Genomic DNA, 16342 nt, shown 5'->3' with positions numbered 1-16342 from the left:
AATACGGGCGAAGTCAAAAGTCTCCCCTTCCGGGGGAGATTTAGAGGGGGCAATTCACCCTGTCACCATGGGCTTTAGGTTCTGATATTACCAGGAAATGGAGGTCTTCGTCCCCGTTATTAAAAATGCGGTGTCTGGTTGAAGGGTTAATATGAATGCTTTCGCCTGGACTAACGGTTTTCAATTCTCCGTCAACCTCAAATGTGGCCATGCCTGATAGGATGTAGAATACCTGCTGCGCACGTTCATGGTAATGCAGTTGCTCACCGGTTCCCGGAGGCATGCGCTCCTGTATAACACTTAAGCTATCGGCATTTAATAAATGCCAGCCATCGCATTCTTTTCCCCATATATAATGTTCTGCGTTTTGGGTTGATGTAATCATTGTTTTGATAATAGTTCTGTTTCAAATTGTTTTACCAGCCTTGCAGGTGCACGGTTACGCCAGGCAGCTAAGAGCAGCAGGTTCAAATCATCCGGCGATACGGTTTTCAATGCAACCAGCATATAATCGTAATGGCGATAATGGTCGGTTATAAAAAAAGTTAGTGGATCGGCATCCATCCATTTATCGCGCTCCAGGGTGCTAACCACTAATGTTTCACCATCCTCTTTTAGCCGGGTAAAGATCTTTTTATTTACATAAAAAGCCGGTGTGCCGAAATGCAGCTTTTCTGTTACACCAGGTAAGGGCAGTAAAGTTTTACGCAGAAACTCCAGATAAATAAATGGATCGGTGCTCATTATAGCAAATGTCGGAAGAAGATTTAAAAATAGGAATGACTGAGCCCTCCAAAATTGCTGTATTATCTCTTTTACAATTTAAACCTTGAAACTTCACTGACAAACTTATGCCCGCTTGCTTGTTATTTTTGAAAATAACATTTAACAACACTTACTATGGAATACAGACAATTGGGTGCATCGGGACTAAGGGTACCTGTGCTGAGTTTTGGGACGGCCACTTTTGGCGGGGGCAATGAGTTTTTTAAGGCATGGGGAAATACGCAGATTGATGAGGCCAAAAAGATGGTTAACCTATGCCTTGACGCAGGGGTTAATTTTTTTGATACGGCTAATGTTTATTCGCGCGGTATTTCAGAGGAGATATTAGGGAAAGCACTTGCAGGCTTACGCAACCAGGTACTGATCTCCACCAAAGCCACCTTTACCATGGGCGATGGTCCGAATGATTTTGGTTCATCACGCGAGCATCTGATACAAGCCTGTAACAACAGTTTGAAACGTTTAAATACTGATCATATTGACATTTACCACATGCACGGTTTTGACGCCACTACACCGGTTGAAGAAACCTTGCGGGCCTTGGATGATTTAATTACCAGCGGAAAGGTGCGTTATATTGCCTGTTCAAATTTTTCAGGCTGGCATTTAATGAAATCGCTTTCGGTTTCGGAACGGTACGGCTGGGCCCGGTATATTGCACACCAGGCTTATTACTCTTTACTAAACCGCGAATTTGAATGGGAGCTGATGCCGGTTGGAATAGATCAAAAGGTAGACACCATTGTTTGGAGCCCATTATCATCAGGACAGTTGAGCGGCAAGTTTCGCAGGGGGAAAGCAATTCCGGAGAGTTCAAGAATCAGTCAGGGTGGATCACACGGACCGGCTACTAATTTTGAGCGCCTATACAGCATTGTTGATGTATTGGATGAAATAGCAGCTGAAACAGGTAAATCAGTGGCACAGGTGGCGCTTAACTGGTTATTACAAAGACCTACAGTAGCCAACCTGGTTATTGGAGCCAGGGATGAAGAACAGCTTAAACAAAACCTGGCAGCAGTGGGATGGAATCTGGACATAGAGCAGATAAAAAGACTTGATGCCGCCAGCGAAGTTGACCCGATTTATCCTTACTGGCACCAGCGTCAAAACTTAAAGCTGGTTCCTTTACCAAAGTTTTATTAAACGTTATTTTGAAGCTCCGAATTTTGCTGCCGGGTTATTACTTCGCAAAAAAAAGATCATGAGATGTTAAAATAGTATTGTGTTAAGGGCCTCTTATTCAGAGTAAAGGGTTTTGAGTCCTTTAAAACGTACAACCAGGGGGAATATTGTAACATTTTTTTTACAATTCATGATTTATAAGGAGCTTTTAAAGGTCAATTTGACACCTTTGGAGATTTCGTTAAGTCATTGCGTCAATGCTACACCATTGAAGCTATTGCAAAATAGAACAATAGTGCGTATCTTTATCGCTTCATATAAGGCGGACATCCTGTCCGTCAACTGTGATAAGGTTTAGGTTAAAGCCTCCAAGCAGCGAGTGTGCGGAGGCTTTATTTTTTTATAACCTTAAACGCAAACTAACCGACCGGCCCAGTGCTTCCGCAAATTCAGGAGCAATAGACAATTCTCCGTTTTTTTGTACCCAGATATTTTTATAATCTTTTATTAATTCTATTTTTTCAGCATTTAAAAGCAACGCTATTTCCGTACTGTTTTTATTAATTAGTTTACTGTTAATGATCTCGTAAACATAATCAATATCATTAAAGGTTATTCTTAATTGCAATCCCATAATCCTGTCCCCGAGGGTAAAGATAGATAATATTACCTATTAGGCAAATTATGTTTCCTATGCTTAGTTTTTATTTTATTGTGTAAAAAAATACTTTAAGCTCTCATTTCATCAAAGTAAGGGGTACCCCTATCTTCTACGCATTTTGCGGCATAAAGATAAAGTGCTGCGCTCCACGTTTGCCAGTCAACACCCCGAACTTTGCCATCCTGTGCTTTTATCCATTCGTTAAAGCCAAAAGGAAGATTTGGGTCTTGTGACAGTTTAACCAGTTTGGTTAATTCAATAAGCTTTTGTTCGGCAAGGTCATACTTTTTAGCGGCTACCAGGGCGGCTACATAAAAGCCACAGATGAATGGCCATATACCCCCATTATGATAATTGCCCGGCAAATTAAAGTTCTCATAGCGTGGCAACCAGTCGGCATCGCCAGGGAGGGTAAACGGGAAAAAATTTGGCGGGAGATTTAATTTGAGATCGCCGGTTTGCTGCATGTGCCCGCATTCTGTTTCTACCCAATCAATAATTGCTTCGGCGCGTTCGGGGCTTGTTATACCCGAAAGGATAGCGATGCTATTGCCAAGCAGATCAAACTTATCGCTGTAATAAACTTTGTACGACCAGAATGCAAAATAAGGCTTGTTCCGTTGTTCAAGCCCTTCGTGCTCGTGGGCGTTTATAAAGCCGCCATCAATGGTTGGGCGCTTTATTTCTTTGCGCATTTGTTCTGCGCGCTCATGCTGGTCAAGCAATTTCAAATAGGTGTAGGTTAATGTGTTGACAAATAGCCCAAGGCCTAAAACCCATTGTTCGTCGCGCCAATCGCTGGTGGGTTGCTGTGCAATCAGGTACCGGTCCGATGGGCTTTGGTATTCCATCCAGGTGAGGGCCTTTGATACGGCATCATCCAAAAAATCAGCCTCTCCGGTTAATTTTCTGAAAATACCCACCCCTACTAAAAATAAGGGTGTAGTGTCACTTGCTCCGCGGTCATCTTTTTCATGTACCAGCGATACGATATGACCATGCTCTGTTTGGTTTTCTGCCAGCGTTTGCAGCACCAACCTGATGCTGTTTATTAATAGTTGGTTTCCGCTTACGGCAATGCCGAAGATAGAAAACATCAAATCGCGGGTATAGGGCTCCGGGTACCCCCACCCGGCCGTGCGTGGTAAACCATGGAAAGGACCATTTGCATTATGCAGCAATACTTCCAATGCCGATTTTTTGGCTGCTTCTATTTCTTCGCGCTCTGCTGCTGTCATGGTCCGTTAATTTAGTTTATCCCTAATTTTCTTTGTATTATCTCCACGAACTTTTTGGCTACTACCCGGTAGTCAAAATGTTCAACCACACGTTTACGACCGTTTTTGCCTAATTCAACCCGCAGTAAAGGGTGATTCATCAGGTTTAATAAATGTTGGGCAAGATCATCGGTATTGGCGCGGTAATCAACCGTGCGGGGAATATCAAAATCAACCCGGTGATTTTCAGGATAGCCGGCAGCTTTACCAAGTATCACATGATCAACCACTATTTTTTGGGCAACATTGGCCAGTAATGCTGTTTCGCCATCAATCATGGTATCCAGCATTCCCATAGCTTTCATGGAGATCACCGGTTTTTCGCAGGCATTTGCTTCCACTTGCGACATACCAAAGCCTTCCAGCCTGGATGGTGCGGCATAAATATCGCAGGCACCTATCAGGTGGGGCATAAAATTGCGCGAATTGATACTGGTGGCATACAACACTTTTTTATCAATGCCCAATTGCCTGGCAAGTGCCAGATCCGCCCCGGTTTGCACTTCTGTGCGGGGTTGCGGCCAAACCTTGCAAACGTATTTCCAATCGGGTACTTTGCCATCTATCATAGCCAGCGCCTGCATCACCTCCTGTGCCCCTTTTGATGCGGCATCCCCGCCTACCGTAAGGATCATCAGCTCATCAGGCTTTACCCCTAACGAGTCTCTCACAGCCAAAGTCTGCGGATCATCTTTGGCAACCGGAATAAAATTATCCGTATCACAACCCACCGGCAAAACTTCTATATTTTCGCCACTGATGCCATCCCTCACATACATTTCTTTTACCCAGTTAGAGGTAACCAAAATAAGAGGCAGGTTATTCAGCGTATCCTGATAATTGGCAATGTAGCCGTTGGCAACCAGCCAGGGCACCGGTAATACGTTATGCTTTTGTGGGTGCAGAATTAAATCGGGAGTATGGCCCCAATAGCCAATTCCAACCACAACATCGGGCTTAAACCACTTGTAATACCATTCTTTTTCAAGCGGCGATTCGCAATTTACAGCGTGAACATCAACGCCCAGTTCAATCAATCCTTTTAATAATAATTCTCCCTGCGTTGCCAAACCGCTGGGAGATGCGGGGTAATCATACAATAATAAAACTTTCATAGTGTGGTGTGTCCGCTATGCAGCCAGTTATTGGCCTGGTCAGCGTTAAAAAATTGCCAGAAAGCTTCTTCCTTTGGTGTGGTGTTAGCCTCCCAGCTGTCTGGACTAAATCCGTAAGTGTTTTTAATAATGCTGTATTTTTGTTCCCATACATGATGCGGGAGCGGGAAAAATATTGGAGCATCTTCCATCGCTATGGGATAATATTTCCGCCCCCCGTCTTCGTAAGCAAATGCCCACAATTCATTGGTTTGTATTTTTCCTGAATGCCAAAGATTTATTACCGCTTTACCAATTTCCTCGTGTCTGCGGTGACGGGTGTATTCGCCATAAATGCTATGGGTAATAATTATATCAAACTCAAAAAAAGGCAATAGTTTCAGGATAGCTTCTTCTACTTCATTTGATGATAATGCCGTTTGCTCGGGCCCATCGTCCAAATCGTCCATCCAGCTTTCTGCACCTAATATTTTTGAAACGATTTCAAATTTAGGCGCACGGTCAGGATCGTTTTTGCGGCACAGACTTATTATAAAACAGGTCCATTCAGGATGGCTTAATATTGTTCCGCCAGCCCATAAAGTTTCATCGTCAGGGTGAGCCACAATTATGGCAACTTTTTTGGTTTCGTTATTCATTGGGTGTTTTTAGAACATCCAATGGTATAAATGGTTTTTGAAGAATGTAAATGGTTAGGAAAATAACCGGTTTTTTTACGAAGGAGTGTTGTGCTAAATAGCGGGGGAATGAAAAAATAAAAAGCTTGTCATTGCTTTTCCTCTTATAACGGATTACAATGACAAGCTCTGGAGGTTTGGATTAATATTTAACCGGTTGCCCAGCTTTTGGAATAGACTCCTCAATAAACTTCCTTAAATTTTCAGTAGCTGTTGAAAGGTCTTCTTTACGCAGGTACATCATGTGCCCGCTTTTGTAACCTTCCCATTTAAGGCGGTCTTTAAGGCGACCGCTTGGGTCAAGCTGCCAAAGGCTGTATTTGGCATTAAAGTAGTCACACGCGCCATCAAAATAGCCCGATTGGATAAGTAAATGAAGGGATGGGTTTTGAGCGATAGCCTGACGCAGGTTTTCGCCGGTATGATTGTCTTTATCATCCCATGGCCAAACGTTACCGAACATATTGTATTTGAGGTCGGTTTTATAGTTCAGATCATTACGCAGGTAGATGTTAATTGCCGGGGTAAAGGAGTGCAGCCATGAGCTAAGTTCCGCATTATAATCCGGGCTAACACCGCTCGTCTGTCTGTCTATCCCTTTGTAGCGTGAATCCAGGCGACCAATAGTGAAACCTTTATCACGTAATAACTCTTTCCAGAACAAATCGTAGGAAACATCCAGGTTATTATCCAGTATCACTTTTTGCGACAGGCCACTGTAATGTGCCATTTTTGCAGCTATGGTAGTGCGCTGTGCATCATCAATAAAACCACCGCGCGATAAAGCCGGGATCAGCTCATTGATGGTGAAATTTTCAACCTCCGGTAAAAAATCGGTTAACTCTTTTTGTTGCAGATCGGCCGAAAGGGCTTTGTGGTACCAGGCGGTTGCAGCAAAATAAGGCAATTTCAATGCTGCCTGTACCGGGCCGCTGCGCTCAATTCCCAAATCAGTTGGTGATACTAAAACAACGCCGTTCAGATACATCCACTGTGCTTCCTGTAGCTCAAGTGCTAAGCCCGATACCCTGGTGGTACCATAGCTTTCGCCGATTAAGAATTTAGGCGATGCCCAGCGGTTTTTGCGGGTAACAAATGTGTTGATCCACTCGGCCAGGTATTTAATATCCTCATTAACGCCGTAGAATTTTGAACCCGGAGTTTCTTTATTCACAATTCTTGAATAGCCGGTATTTACCGGATCGATGTAAACAATATCGGCAACATCAAGTATGGAGTTTTTATTTTCACTGATACCGTAAGGTTGTACCGGGTAACCTTCATCATCAATGTTTAATAACCTTGGTCCGGTATAACCAATCTCCATCCACACAGAAGGCGTACCCGGGCCACCATTAAATGAAATTACCAGCGGCCTGTTGGCTTTATCAGTAATATCGTCGCGCTCATAATAAGTATAAAACACGCCTGCTACCGGACGGCCATCCCCATCCCAAATGGGCATAGTACCAGCGGTTGCGGTGTAAGGAATAAGTTTTCCTTTTATGGTTACCGTATGTTTGGTAGTTACAGATGAATCAACCTGCAGCACCCGGCTTTTGGTTATAGGCTGATTGTTTTTTGCAGCAGATTCATCATGCTGCTGGGCAATTGCCGTTCCGCCGATAAGGCACGTTAATGCAATTGAAGTAAAGATTTTCTTCATGTAGTGTTTTGTGATAAATAATGTCAGTTAAACAATATACAATACTAATCTTTTATTGGGGCTTTGGCAATGGGTGCGGATAGTGTTGCTATTTGATAAGTAGTTTTAGATAATAAATGGGGTAGTTAGGTCGGGGTCGCTTGTATAGTTTATTCACCCCGACGATCCGCCTTTAGGCGGACGTCGACACGCTTTCCGCCTTCGGCGAAGAGAGGCTAAAAGAAAGATCTTATTTGAAAGCTTATTTCGGCTGCGTAGCGTAAATTTTTAAGCCCAATATGCCTACCATTATCAGGAGCATAAAAAAGACTTCGGGCAGGGAAATGCGTTGTTGATAAAATGCCAGTTCGGCCAATTTTATAAAAATAAGGGTAGATGCTGTCCAAACGGCGAAGGCAGTTGCTGTTGGGATTTGTTTTATAGCCAACGAGAAAAGGTAAATATTGGCTATGCCAAATAAGATATAACCGATAAATGGAATTAATATTTGCAGGCCTCCATCCCATTTATAAAAATTAACAAACCTTATGGTTTTAAGGTCGCTGAACTTCATGAATTTAAGGCAGAAGGTCCATGCGGTTTCGCAGGTAGCTGCCAGTACTAAAAATAACCAGGCCAATATTTTATGAATTAATTAAGCGGCTGCAAGATATTAAAATTTTCATCGCCCCTCATTAACAATTAATTCAGGAACCTCATTTTCAACCGGAGGCAAGTGCATTACAGCTGCTTCTTTTTTGCGGCCAAAAAGTTTTTGAAGGGTTTTGAGTGCATTTGGCCTCAACTCGTAATAGTGCTTAAACCATTTGAATTTAAGCAGGTTTTTTTCGTCGAAACGTTTTACGGAGAAGGCATGCTGTAAAAAATAATCTCTTGGATACTCATAATGCAGGCCCCAGTTTTCAGGCAGGTTACCTGGTTTCTTGCCCGGATCGTAAACCGTTCCGAAAAGATGATCCCAAACGGAAAACTTGGTGGAGAAATTGGCATGGAAAACTTCGATATAATTAGCGTGGTGCCATAAGTGCAATTCGGGCGAATTAAGGAAGTATTTAAGCTTGCCCATTTTTACATTTACGTTGGCATGGATAAACATACCGAACATAGCATCAAGCAAGGCTTTTATGGGGATCACTTCGGGATGGGCACCCATAATAACGATAGGTGCAAACTCAATGGTTTGATTTATGATAATCTCCACCACGTGCGATCTTGATCCCGCCAGAAAATCAACCTCTTTCCCGGAATGATGCGCCTCATGCGTACGCCATAAAAACTTACTGGCATGTTGCAAACGGTGAAACAGGTAGATATAAAGATCGTGTGTAACTAAAAAGAACAGTACCTGTTCGGCAATGGTCCAGCTTTTAAAAAAGTTGAAGCCGTGCCAGTGAATGAAATTTTGTAACGACGGGATAATAAATTTAAAAATGAGGATCTGCAGAAAATAACTCTGGATAATAGTGTACCAAACCAGATCAATCCAAAAGCCCTCCCTAAAGAAGGGAAGGCCTTTGCGGTATGGCGATATACGTTCCCATGCTATGATAAAAATTATCCAGCATATTAAAATAGTGGTAGTTACCTCAAGTAAAGTCATTATGTATTATGCAGTCTTTTCTTTTTCTTCCTTATATTCAGGGCTAATGTTCACTCTTAAACGTTTCATTGGGCCCAGTTCTGATTCATATACACGTTTAATGCCATCGCCGGTAGCAATTTCTACGTCGTGGATATCGCGCACCATTCTCTGAAAGCCTTGTGGCTCAACAGATGCAGCATGATCTGATCCCCACATTGCACGATCAAGGGTAAAGTGACGCTCAACAAAAGTAGCGCCTAATGTTACGGCAGCAACCGTAGTAGCCAAACCGGTTTCGTGACCAGAATAGCCAATTGGAACGCCCGGATATTTATTACCCAACGTTTGGATCATTTTTAAGTTAAGTTCTTCTGGTTTACATGGGTAGGCCGAGGTTGAGTGAGCTATCATTAAAGGATAATTTTCATCAAACTCTCTTACCAGGTTAACGGCATCTTCAATTTCTTTATTGGTTGACATACCGGTTGATAACATCAGTGGTTTGCCTGTTAATAAAATCCTTTTGATTAAAGGGAAATCAGTTAACGATGCCGATGCCAGTTTATATAGGGGTGTATCAAAATGCTCCATAAAATCAACAGCCTCCACATCCCAGGTAGATACAAACCAATCAATGCCCAATTTTTTGCAATATTGGTCGATGGTTGCATACTCGGCTATACCAAATTCTGTTTTGCGTTTGTAATCAATGTATGAAATGCGGCCCCATGGGGTATCGCGCATAATTTCCCACTGATCTTTAGGTACGCAAATTTCTGGTGTTCTTTTCTGGAATTTTACTGCTGTTGCTTTAGCTGCAACAGCTTCATCAATCAGTTTTTTAGCAATTTCAAGGTCGCCATTATGATTGATGCCAATTTCGGCAATGATGTAGCAAGGCTCACCCGGACCAATTTTGTTACCGCTATTTAAAGCAATAACTTCGGTAGCTGTGAATTTGCTTTTTGCAGATTGATGTGAGGCGATGATCATCTCAGCCAGTTCGCGGAAGCAACCTTTGCCACCTTCAGCCTCGCAAACGATATCAGCAATATCTTTTATAAAGGAGATGGCATTAGCTGGGCATACACCAATACCGGCCAATTTCATTACTTCCACATCATTGGTGTCATCGCCAATGTAAGCCACTTCTTCGGCTTTCAGATTTAAACGGCTTAAAATTTCTTTAAATACTACCGGTTTATCTTTTACACCTAAATGCAGTTCGGTGATCTTTAGTTTTTCGGCACGTTTAATAACCGATGGAGATAATTCGCCGGTTATAATGCCGGTGTCAACACCTGCAAAATTGCGCATGCGCTCAACACCCATGCCATCGCGGATGTCAAATTTTTTAAGTTCTTCGCCATTAACGCCGTAATAAACGCCGCCGTCGGTTAATACGCCGTCACAATCAGTGAGTACTAATTTGATGCGTTCGAGTTTTTGGGTTAATATACTTTTCATCATAATTGAGTTTCAAATTAAATTGCGGTCCATCCGCCGTCAACAATCAGGTTAGCTCCTGTCATATAGGCTGATGCATCGCCTGCTAAAAACACCAGTGCGCCCTGGTAATCGGTTGGCTGGGCCATACGTCCCAGCAAAGTTTTATTAGCGTAGTTTTGAATAAAAAATTCGTTTTGAGCATTCTCTACACCACCGGGAGAAAGGGTATTTACCCGTACGCCCTTATTACCCCAATAGGCAGCTAAAAAGCGTGTAAAGTTTACAACGGCACCTTTTGTTACCGGATAAACCGGAGATTTATAAAAGGTTTGGTTACCACATTCATCACGGTAAATAGATTGATCGGGACCAACTATGCCATAGGTAGAAGCAATGTTGATGATACTGCCGCTGCCATGATCGGCCATTACGGTTCCAAAAACCTGCGATGCCAGGAAAACCCCGGTAATATTCACATCCAATGATTTTTTAAAGGCATCCAGCGGATAGTTTTCAAACGCTGAAAGCTCTTTTGCTAATCCCGGGTTTTCGAACATATCATTGATAGCCGCATTGTTAACCAAAATGTCTATGCTGCCATAACGGGCCAATATTTTATCGCGGGCTATGGTCAATGAATCATTGCTGGTAACGTCAACCGTTAAGCCAATATGATTTTCGCCAAGGCCTTTGGCAAATGCCGCAGCCCCCTGTTCATCCAGGTCGGCCACTACCACATTAGCGCCTGCCGAAGCCAAGGCCTCGCAGTGCTTTTTACCCAACAGACCCAGTGCACCGGTAACTATTGCAGTTTTATTTTTTAATGAAAACAGTTCCATCCCTAATTAAACTGTTTTAGGTTTTATATTGTAATTGCTTACTTTTCTGAAAACGGCTTCCAGTACTTCGCCTTTTAAATATTGTTTAACGTTTCCGCTCAGAATAGCCTCTTTCATTATCGGCATTACATCGCGATAAGCAGAAAGGGTATAAGCAATATCTTCATCACTGTGACTAAAGCACATGTTGTGGAAACCTGCCCAAAGAACACCGCGTTTTATCATTTCCTGCTGCATTAAGGTTTTTACTTCCAGGCCGTTACCTGCTTCTGGCGTAAACGTTACCATTGAGCGGCAGTTATAGCCTATGCAACGGGTGTATTTATCCATTCCGCTTTCAATAGCAATCGCATTGTAGCCGTCCTTTAATAAAGCACCTTTTTCATCAAGATATTTGGGTACGTTTTTATCGCGCAGTTCATTTATAGTCGCTATACAGGCAGCTAATGATAATGCCTCACCACCGAATGTAGTGTAGCTGAATACTTCTGAGTTAAACAGTTCCATTACATCGGCACGGCCAGTTAATAAAGCTATAGGCATGCCATTGGCACAAGCTTTTGAGTAAACAGCCAGATCTGGCTTAACATCAAAATACTCCTGGGCACCACCCAGGGCAATGCGGAATCCTGTCCACATCTCATCAAAAACCAATAAAGTTCCGTTGGCTTTGCAAACCTCTGCCAGTTCTTTCAGGAAGCCTGGTTTTGGAGCTTCGAAAATAAATGGCTCTAATATTAGAGCGGCAACGGTTTCATCCAAAGCAGCTTTAATAGCTTCGATATCGTTATACTCAAAAGTATAGGTCATGTTTTGGATAGCCTCGGGGATACCTGCGTTGCGACTGGTGATACCGATATACCAATCGTGCCAGCCATGGTAGCCACAGCAAAATACTTTGTCGCGACCGGTAAAGGCACGCGCTACGCGGATAGCAGCAGAACAAACGTCGGCACCTGTTTTTGATATTTTTACTGCTTCAGCATTGGGTACTATCTGTTGGATCAGTTCTGACAGCTCCACTTCCAATGGATGCATCAATGAAAAGGTAATACCATCGGCCAATTGTTTTTTTATGGCTTCGTCAACTGCGGGATAAGCATACCCCAATGAGATTGGACCTATAGCAGAGTTGAAATCGATATATTCATTACCATCAACATCCCAAACGTGTGAACCCTGCCCTCTTTGGATATATTTAGGGGCAACACCTTTTGTAAACTGGCCCGGACCCTTTGCAAGGGTTTGGGTAACCGGTTTCTGTACTTTTACAGCACGTTCATATAACTCATTTGATTTGGTTATTACAGGGTAGTCGGAGTTGAATTTTACGGTATTTGGCATAATGTTATTTCTTTTATTCAGAGAATTGTGGTACAGCTATTTGAGGTTGATGAAAGCGGGTGTTGTATCCTAATATTTTTTCGGCTATTTGTTTTCCGGTAAAGCCTTCATGCTCCATCACGTTTGGTAACAGTGATGGCTTAAACCATTTTTCGTTTAATGCGAATGGCAATACATTGGCGGTAAGGCCATGCTTTAATAATACTTCGGCAACAATGCTGTATAAACCACCGGTTAAGAAATGATCTTCCAGGGTAACAGTAAGTTTGCTGTTGCGGGTAGCATGCAAAATAGCGTGTTCATCAACCGGTTTTAAGCTCCGCATATTGATGAGGCCAACTGAAAGGCCTTCATTTTTCAAAATATCAACAGCAATAAGCGCTTGCTCAAACAGCAGGCCGTAAGTTAATATGGTAACATCTTCGCCTTCGGCAATAATTTCGGCTTTGCCTAATTCAAATGGGCTATGCTGATAATCCGTTTTACGGGTATTGATCCTTACGTATGATGGGTTGGGATGATTCCATATCTGTGGCAGCATTTTTACCAGATCGTCTTCGTCAGCAGGTGCAAAAACGGTCATGTTAGGGATGCCGCGCATTAAGGAGATATCTTCAACCGCCTGGTGGGTTGGTCCGTTACCATCAGATAAAAACCCCGGAATAAAACTGCTTAGTTTTACCGGAAGATTGGGTATACCGGCATCGGTGCGTACAAATTCAAAAGCACGCATGGTTAAGAACGATGCCAGCGCATGTACCACCGGGGTACGGCCGCGCAGGGCAAGGCCTGCTGCAGCACCAATCATGGTTTGTTCGGTAATACCGGTATCAATAAAACGGTTACCTAATTTGGCAGGGATGTTACGTACCAGGGCACGGTTTTCTGCCGTCATCACTATAAAGCGTTCGTCGGATAAAGCGATCTCTGTTAATAATTCTTCGTATGACATATTATTATCTGACTACTAATGTTTCTGATGTTAATTGAGTGGTATGTTCTCCATGCAGTTCTTTAAGCAAATCTTCAACTTCTGTTGCGCTGAAATTGCAGAACCACCTGTCGGCACGGCGTTCAATGCTGGGTAATCCTTTTCCGCGAACGGTATCGGCAATTACCACGTTCAGTTTACCTGTTTCAAACGGAAATGCTGAAAATGCTTCATGAAGCGCTTCAAAGCTGTGTCCGTTTATTCTTTTAACAGATGCGCCAAAAGCGGTGAATTTATCGTGCAAAGGCTCAAGCGGGATCAGATCTTCTGTTGCCATGTTTGCCTGGAAGTGGTTACGGTCTATCACAAATATCAGGTTATCCAGTTTGTAAGCATTGGCTACCAGCACCGCTTCCCAGCAGGTGCCTTCGTTTAGCTCGCCATCGCCCATAATACAAACAACTTTGTTATTGCCGCCCTTTATTTTAATATCCATTGCCACACCAATAGCTACCGATGGCAGGTGACCTAAAGAGCCGGAGTGAAATTCAATTCCGGGGATTTTGGTGTTGGGATGCCAGTAAATATTGTCAGATAAAGACAAATGATTTTTCAGACGGTCCTTATCCAGTAAACCCAGCTCCGCAAATGTTCCATATAAAGCAGGTACATCATGTCCTTTTGAAAGAAACAGGTAATCGCGGTTAGGATCAGTAAGATTATTCGGGTTAACGTTCAGAAATTCTGAATACAGATAAACGATCAAATCGGCAGCAGATAATGATGCACCAACGAAGCAGCCTCCGTCAGTTGACATTTTTATGATATGCTCCCGCACTTTTAAAGCAATGGCCTCGAGTTGGTTAGTGTTTGTAATTACACTTTGCATAGTGTTTTTAAAATTAAAAATCTAAAATTAGATAGCTTCCGTTTAACTTTTGTTACCCAAAAGTCAATTTTGTTTGTTCGGCTGAAATTGTTTTTAATTCATTCAGGTGATTGCGATACCAGTTTACGCCCGCATATTTTGCGTTGATTTGATAGATTTCTGGTTTTTCATCCAGTAATTTTAAAATATCATCGCACGAAAAATTGGGTTTAGCCGGGTATAATTCTTCAAATACGTTGTTTATAAATTGGTAATCAGCTTCGTAATCAATGGTAAAACGATGCGACATGGAATAATCCAGACCTGTATCCCATGCTATATTAGCTATCCTGAATTTTTCTGGATTTTCCCATATATAAGGAGTAGTATGTTCTAACTCCAAAGGCCTGGTTGCTTCTTTCAGTGCTTTTTCCAGACAGGCCATGGTCATTATCTCCACGTCGTTTCCATCGGGGAAAGTGGCCGGGTGCAAATTGCCAACGAAATCATATTTGCCCTCTTCGGCAAAATAAAAATCAAGTACTTGATCAATAATGCGCGGGTCAATCAGCGGGCAGTCAGAAGGAATTTTAAGAACGATATCAGCCTCAAATTGCCTAGCCGCCTGGTAATGCCTGTCGAGCAGGTTATTGAGGCTACCCCGGTAACAGGGAACATTTATTTTTATGGCCTCCTGTTCAATTACATCATCAGATTTTTCTTCGGATGTTGCTATAACAATTTGTGCCTCATGTTTAATCATTTGCAGGCGCCCAATCATGCGGTGTAAAAGCGTTTCGCTCAATATGGGCATCAGCACTTTTCCGGGTAACCGGCTCGATGACATCCTTGCCTGTACTACTATTACTATTTTAACTGCCATAAATTTACTTATCTACTCAGGCATACTGAACTTCCGGTTGCAGGGTACTTTCGGGTTGAAAGTTAAAGCTGCTTAAAAATTCGTCCTTTGTTCCGGTAAAATTAAGGTAGCTTCTGCAAATGCGGGCAATGTTTTTTGCCGATGTGCCACCGTTTTGAACCGGGGCAAGTCTTTTTAATTCATTTACATCAAAGTACGAATGCACTTTTTTTCCCAGCGCAATCCCTGTATAAACTACGGTAGAGTATTGAGTAATCAATTCGCAGCAATTGGCAATCATATGGTTGGTATTACCAGTATGATATACCAGTGTGCCAACCGGCGTATGCTTGCGGATCTCGGCAACAGCCCTATTTACCCTTTCATTAGGATGAAGCTTGAAGAGTAATTGCCTGCCCGCAGCAATTTTAACTGCCTGCTTAATAAACTCAATCCTGTTTTCAAATCGGTAGGTTTCGCGCATGTCTGATGTAGCCACCATTACATAGCCGTGATGAGGGAAATCATTACCCAAAAACTCTACATGATTATCATAATTCGGAATGCCGGTAATAAAAATCTTTTTAGCGTTTGTGCCGTGTTTAGCCAGGTAACTTTTGTACCCTTCAGATGCGGCGCAATAAATGTCACAAACATTTGTTGATCCGTTTAATGAGGTGTCACCACTGCAGTAAGGGGGCAGGCCGGTTGCTTTAACAATGCTGCTTATAAGGGTGCGTTTGTCAATCATCCCTTCCTGTACCCAAATGGTTTTGGTTTTTCTGAACTTTTCAGCCACAATCATATCGGTGCAGTTTACAACCAGATCATAGTTGTACCTGTCGCCACCATAATCTATTTGTAAACCGTGCTGAATCAGATAGTTTTCTGACCGCTCCTTAAACTGACCGGTTAGTACTGTTCCTTTGGCTAAAGGGGTGTGTTTGATGATGATTTTAAGAAAAGGATTGTCCGGAAACAGCTGGCTAAACCAGCAATCATAGTCGTCCAGATATTTGGATATCTGGTGCATTTGCGAAGTTTGATTAATTGATCCGGTAATAAATAGTATCCTTTTCCTCATCACATTGTCTTAATAAAAATTAAAACTACAAATTAGGTTTCGGCTTTTAACTGATATGATGCAAAGTTAATACAGG

Annotated in this window: 17 protein-coding genes; 1 reads left to right on the top strand and 16 read right to left on the bottom strand. The window is 42.5% G+C overall.

Features of this window, described 5'->3' with window-relative positions; translation table 11 throughout:
* Positions 1–40 precede the first annotated feature (40 nt).
* The gene (locus tag JN11_RS04750; RefSeq protein ID WP_144910125.1) at positions 41–385 is read right to left on the bottom strand and encodes a cupin domain-containing protein; all 345 of its coding nucleotides are present in this window, start codon (positions 383–385) and stop codon (positions 41–43) included.
* Positions 382–744, bottom strand: coding sequence for an MmcQ/YjbR family DNA-binding protein (locus JN11_RS04745; RefSeq protein WP_144910123.1), 363 nt, complete (start codon positions 742–744; stop codon positions 382–384). Before JN11_RS04745 ends, JN11_RS04750 begins: the two co-directional genes overlap by 4 nt.
* Before the next feature lie 156 nt (positions 745–900).
* Here JN11_RS04745 and JN11_RS04740 point away from each other — a divergent pair, with 156 nt between their 5' ends.
* On the top strand, positions 901–1932 hold the full coding sequence (locus tag JN11_RS04740; protein ID WP_144910122.1) for an aldo/keto reductase: 1032 nt from the start codon (positions 901–903) through the stop codon (positions 1930–1932).
* Positions 1933–2311: 379 nt separating this feature from the next.
* On the opposite strand, the gene JN11_RS04735 is transcribed toward JN11_RS04740, so the two are convergent.
* From JN11_RS04735 to JN11_RS04670, 14 genes are all read right to left on the bottom strand, one after another.
* The gene (locus tag JN11_RS04735; RefSeq protein WP_144910120.1) at positions 2312–2545 is read right to left on the bottom strand and encodes a hypothetical protein; all 234 of its coding nucleotides are present in this window, start codon (positions 2543–2545) and stop codon (positions 2312–2314) included.
* 95 nt (positions 2546–2640) lie between these two features.
* Positions 2641–3810, bottom strand: a complete 1170-nt coding sequence (locus JN11_RS04730; protein WP_144910118.1) for a glycoside hydrolase 100 family protein — start codon at positions 3808–3810, stop codon at positions 2641–2643.
* A gap of 11 nt (positions 3811–3821) precedes the next feature.
* On the bottom strand, positions 3822–4964 hold the full coding sequence (locus JN11_RS04725; protein ID WP_144910117.1) for a glycosyltransferase family 4 protein: 1143 nt from the start codon (positions 4962–4964) through the stop codon (positions 3822–3824).
* The gene (locus JN11_RS04720) at positions 4961–5602 is read right to left on the bottom strand and encodes a PIG-L deacetylase family protein (protein WP_144910115.1); all 642 of its coding nucleotides are present in this window, start codon (positions 5600–5602) and stop codon (positions 4961–4963) included. The genes JN11_RS04725 and JN11_RS04720 overlap by 4 nt, the downstream gene beginning before the upstream one ends.
* Positions 5603–5783: 181 nt before the next feature.
* Positions 5784–7307, bottom strand: coding sequence for a S10 family peptidase (locus JN11_RS04715; protein WP_144910113.1), 1524 nt, complete (start codon positions 7305–7307; stop codon positions 5784–5786).
* A 241-nt stretch (positions 7308–7548) separates the two neighbouring features.
* A complete protein-coding gene (locus tag JN11_RS04710; protein WP_211360648.1) occupies positions 7549–7926 on the bottom strand; it encodes a DMT family transporter in 378 nt (125 codons plus the stop codon).
* A gap of 42 nt (positions 7927–7968) precedes the next feature.
* On the bottom strand, positions 7969–8907 hold the full coding sequence (locus tag JN11_RS04705; RefSeq protein WP_144910109.1) for a sterol desaturase family protein: 939 nt from the start codon (positions 8905–8907) through the stop codon (positions 7969–7971).
* Positions 8908–8913: 6 nt separating this feature from the next.
* Entirely contained in the window at positions 8914–10359 is a 1446-nt protein-coding gene (locus JN11_RS04700; RefSeq protein ID WP_144910107.1) for an N-acetylneuraminate synthase family protein, read from the bottom strand.
* A gap of 14 nt (positions 10360–10373) precedes the next feature.
* Entirely contained in the window at positions 10374–11177 is an 804-nt protein-coding gene (locus JN11_RS04695) for an SDR family oxidoreductase (protein ID WP_144910105.1), read from the bottom strand.
* Positions 11178–11183: 6 nt separating this feature from the next.
* Positions 11184–12521: an aminotransferase class III-fold pyridoxal phosphate-dependent enzyme gene (locus tag JN11_RS04690; RefSeq protein WP_144910103.1), complete on the bottom strand. Its 1338-nt coding sequence runs from the start codon at positions 12519–12521 to the stop codon at positions 11184–11186.
* A 13-nt stretch (positions 12522–12534) separates the two neighbouring features.
* Entirely contained in the window at positions 12535–13473 is a 939-nt protein-coding gene (locus JN11_RS04685) for a transketolase family protein (RefSeq protein WP_144910101.1), read from the bottom strand.
* Between the two features lie 4 nt (positions 13474–13477).
* Positions 13478–14341: a transketolase gene (locus JN11_RS04680; RefSeq protein WP_144910099.1), complete on the bottom strand. Its 864-nt coding sequence runs from the start codon at positions 14339–14341 to the stop codon at positions 13478–13480.
* 52 nt (positions 14342–14393) lie between these two features.
* A complete protein-coding gene (locus JN11_RS04675; protein WP_144910097.1) occupies positions 14394–15203 on the bottom strand; it encodes a cytidylyltransferase domain-containing protein in 810 nt (269 codons plus the stop codon).
* 16 nt (positions 15204–15219) lie between these two features.
* Entirely contained in the window at positions 15220–16266 is a 1047-nt protein-coding gene (locus tag JN11_RS04670) for a glycosyltransferase family protein (RefSeq protein ID WP_144910095.1), read from the bottom strand.
* Positions 16267–16342 lie beyond the last annotated feature (76 nt).

The organism is Mucilaginibacter frigoritolerans (genome assembly GCF_007830615.1).
Classification (GTDB): Bacteria; Bacteroidota; Bacteroidia; order Sphingobacteriales; family Sphingobacteriaceae; genus Mucilaginibacter; species Mucilaginibacter frigoritolerans.
Note: the sequence above shows the minus strand (reverse complement) of the source record. Positions and strands in the feature narration are given on the sequence as shown.

Coding starts and splice junctions, on each gene's coding strand:
- JN11_RS04705 (WP_144910109.1), bottom strand. CDS start 8,907: ATGACTTTACTTGAGGTAACTACCACTATTTTAATATGCTGGATAATT.
- JN11_RS04730 (WP_144910118.1), bottom strand. CDS start 3,810: ATGACAGCAGCAGAGCGCGAAGAAATAGAAGCAGCCAAAAAATCGGCA.
- JN11_RS04725 (WP_144910117.1), bottom strand. CDS start 4,964: ATGAAAGTTTTATTATTGTATGATTACCCCGCATCTCCCAGCGGTTTG.
- JN11_RS04715 (WP_144910113.1), bottom strand. CDS start 7,307: ATGAAGAAAATCTTTACTTCAATTGCATTAACGTGCCTTATCGGCGGA.
- JN11_RS04695 (WP_144910105.1), bottom strand. CDS start 11,177: ATGGAACTGTTTTCATTAAAAAATAAAACTGCAATAGTTACCGGTGCA.
- JN11_RS04670 (WP_144910095.1), bottom strand. CDS start 16,266: ATGAGGAAAAGGATACTATTTATTACCGGATCAATTAATCAAACTTCG.
- JN11_RS04680 (WP_144910099.1), bottom strand. CDS start 14,341: ATGCAAAGTGTAATTACAAACACTAACCAACTCGAGGCCATTGCTTTA.
- JN11_RS04690 (WP_144910103.1), bottom strand. CDS start 12,521: ATGCCAAATACCGTAAAATTCAACTCCGACTACCCTGTAATAACCAAA.
- JN11_RS04745 (WP_144910123.1), bottom strand. CDS start 744: ATGAGCACCGATCCATTTATTTATCTGGAGTTTCTGCGTAAAACTTTA.
- JN11_RS04700 (WP_144910107.1), bottom strand. CDS start 10,359: ATGATGAAAAGTATATTAACCCAAAAACTCGAACGCATCAAATTAGTA.
- JN11_RS04675 (WP_144910097.1), bottom strand. CDS start 15,203: ATGGCAGTTAAAATAGTAATAGTAGTACAGGCAAGGATGTCATCGAGC.
- JN11_RS04720 (WP_144910115.1), bottom strand. CDS start 5,602: ATGAATAACGAAACCAAAAAAGTTGCCATAATTGTGGCTCACCCTGAC.
- JN11_RS04740 (WP_144910122.1), top strand. CDS start 901: ATGGAATACAGACAATTGGGTGCATCGGGACTAAGGGTACCTGTGCTG.
- JN11_RS04750 (WP_144910125.1), bottom strand. CDS start 385: ATGATTACATCAACCCAAAACGCAGAACATTATATATGGGGAAAAGAA.
- JN11_RS04685 (WP_144910101.1), bottom strand. CDS start 13,473: ATGTCATACGAAGAATTATTAACAGAGATCGCTTTATCCGACGAACGC.
- JN11_RS04735 (WP_144910120.1), bottom strand. CDS start 2,545: ATGGGATTGCAATTAAGAATAACCTTTAATGATATTGATTATGTTTAC.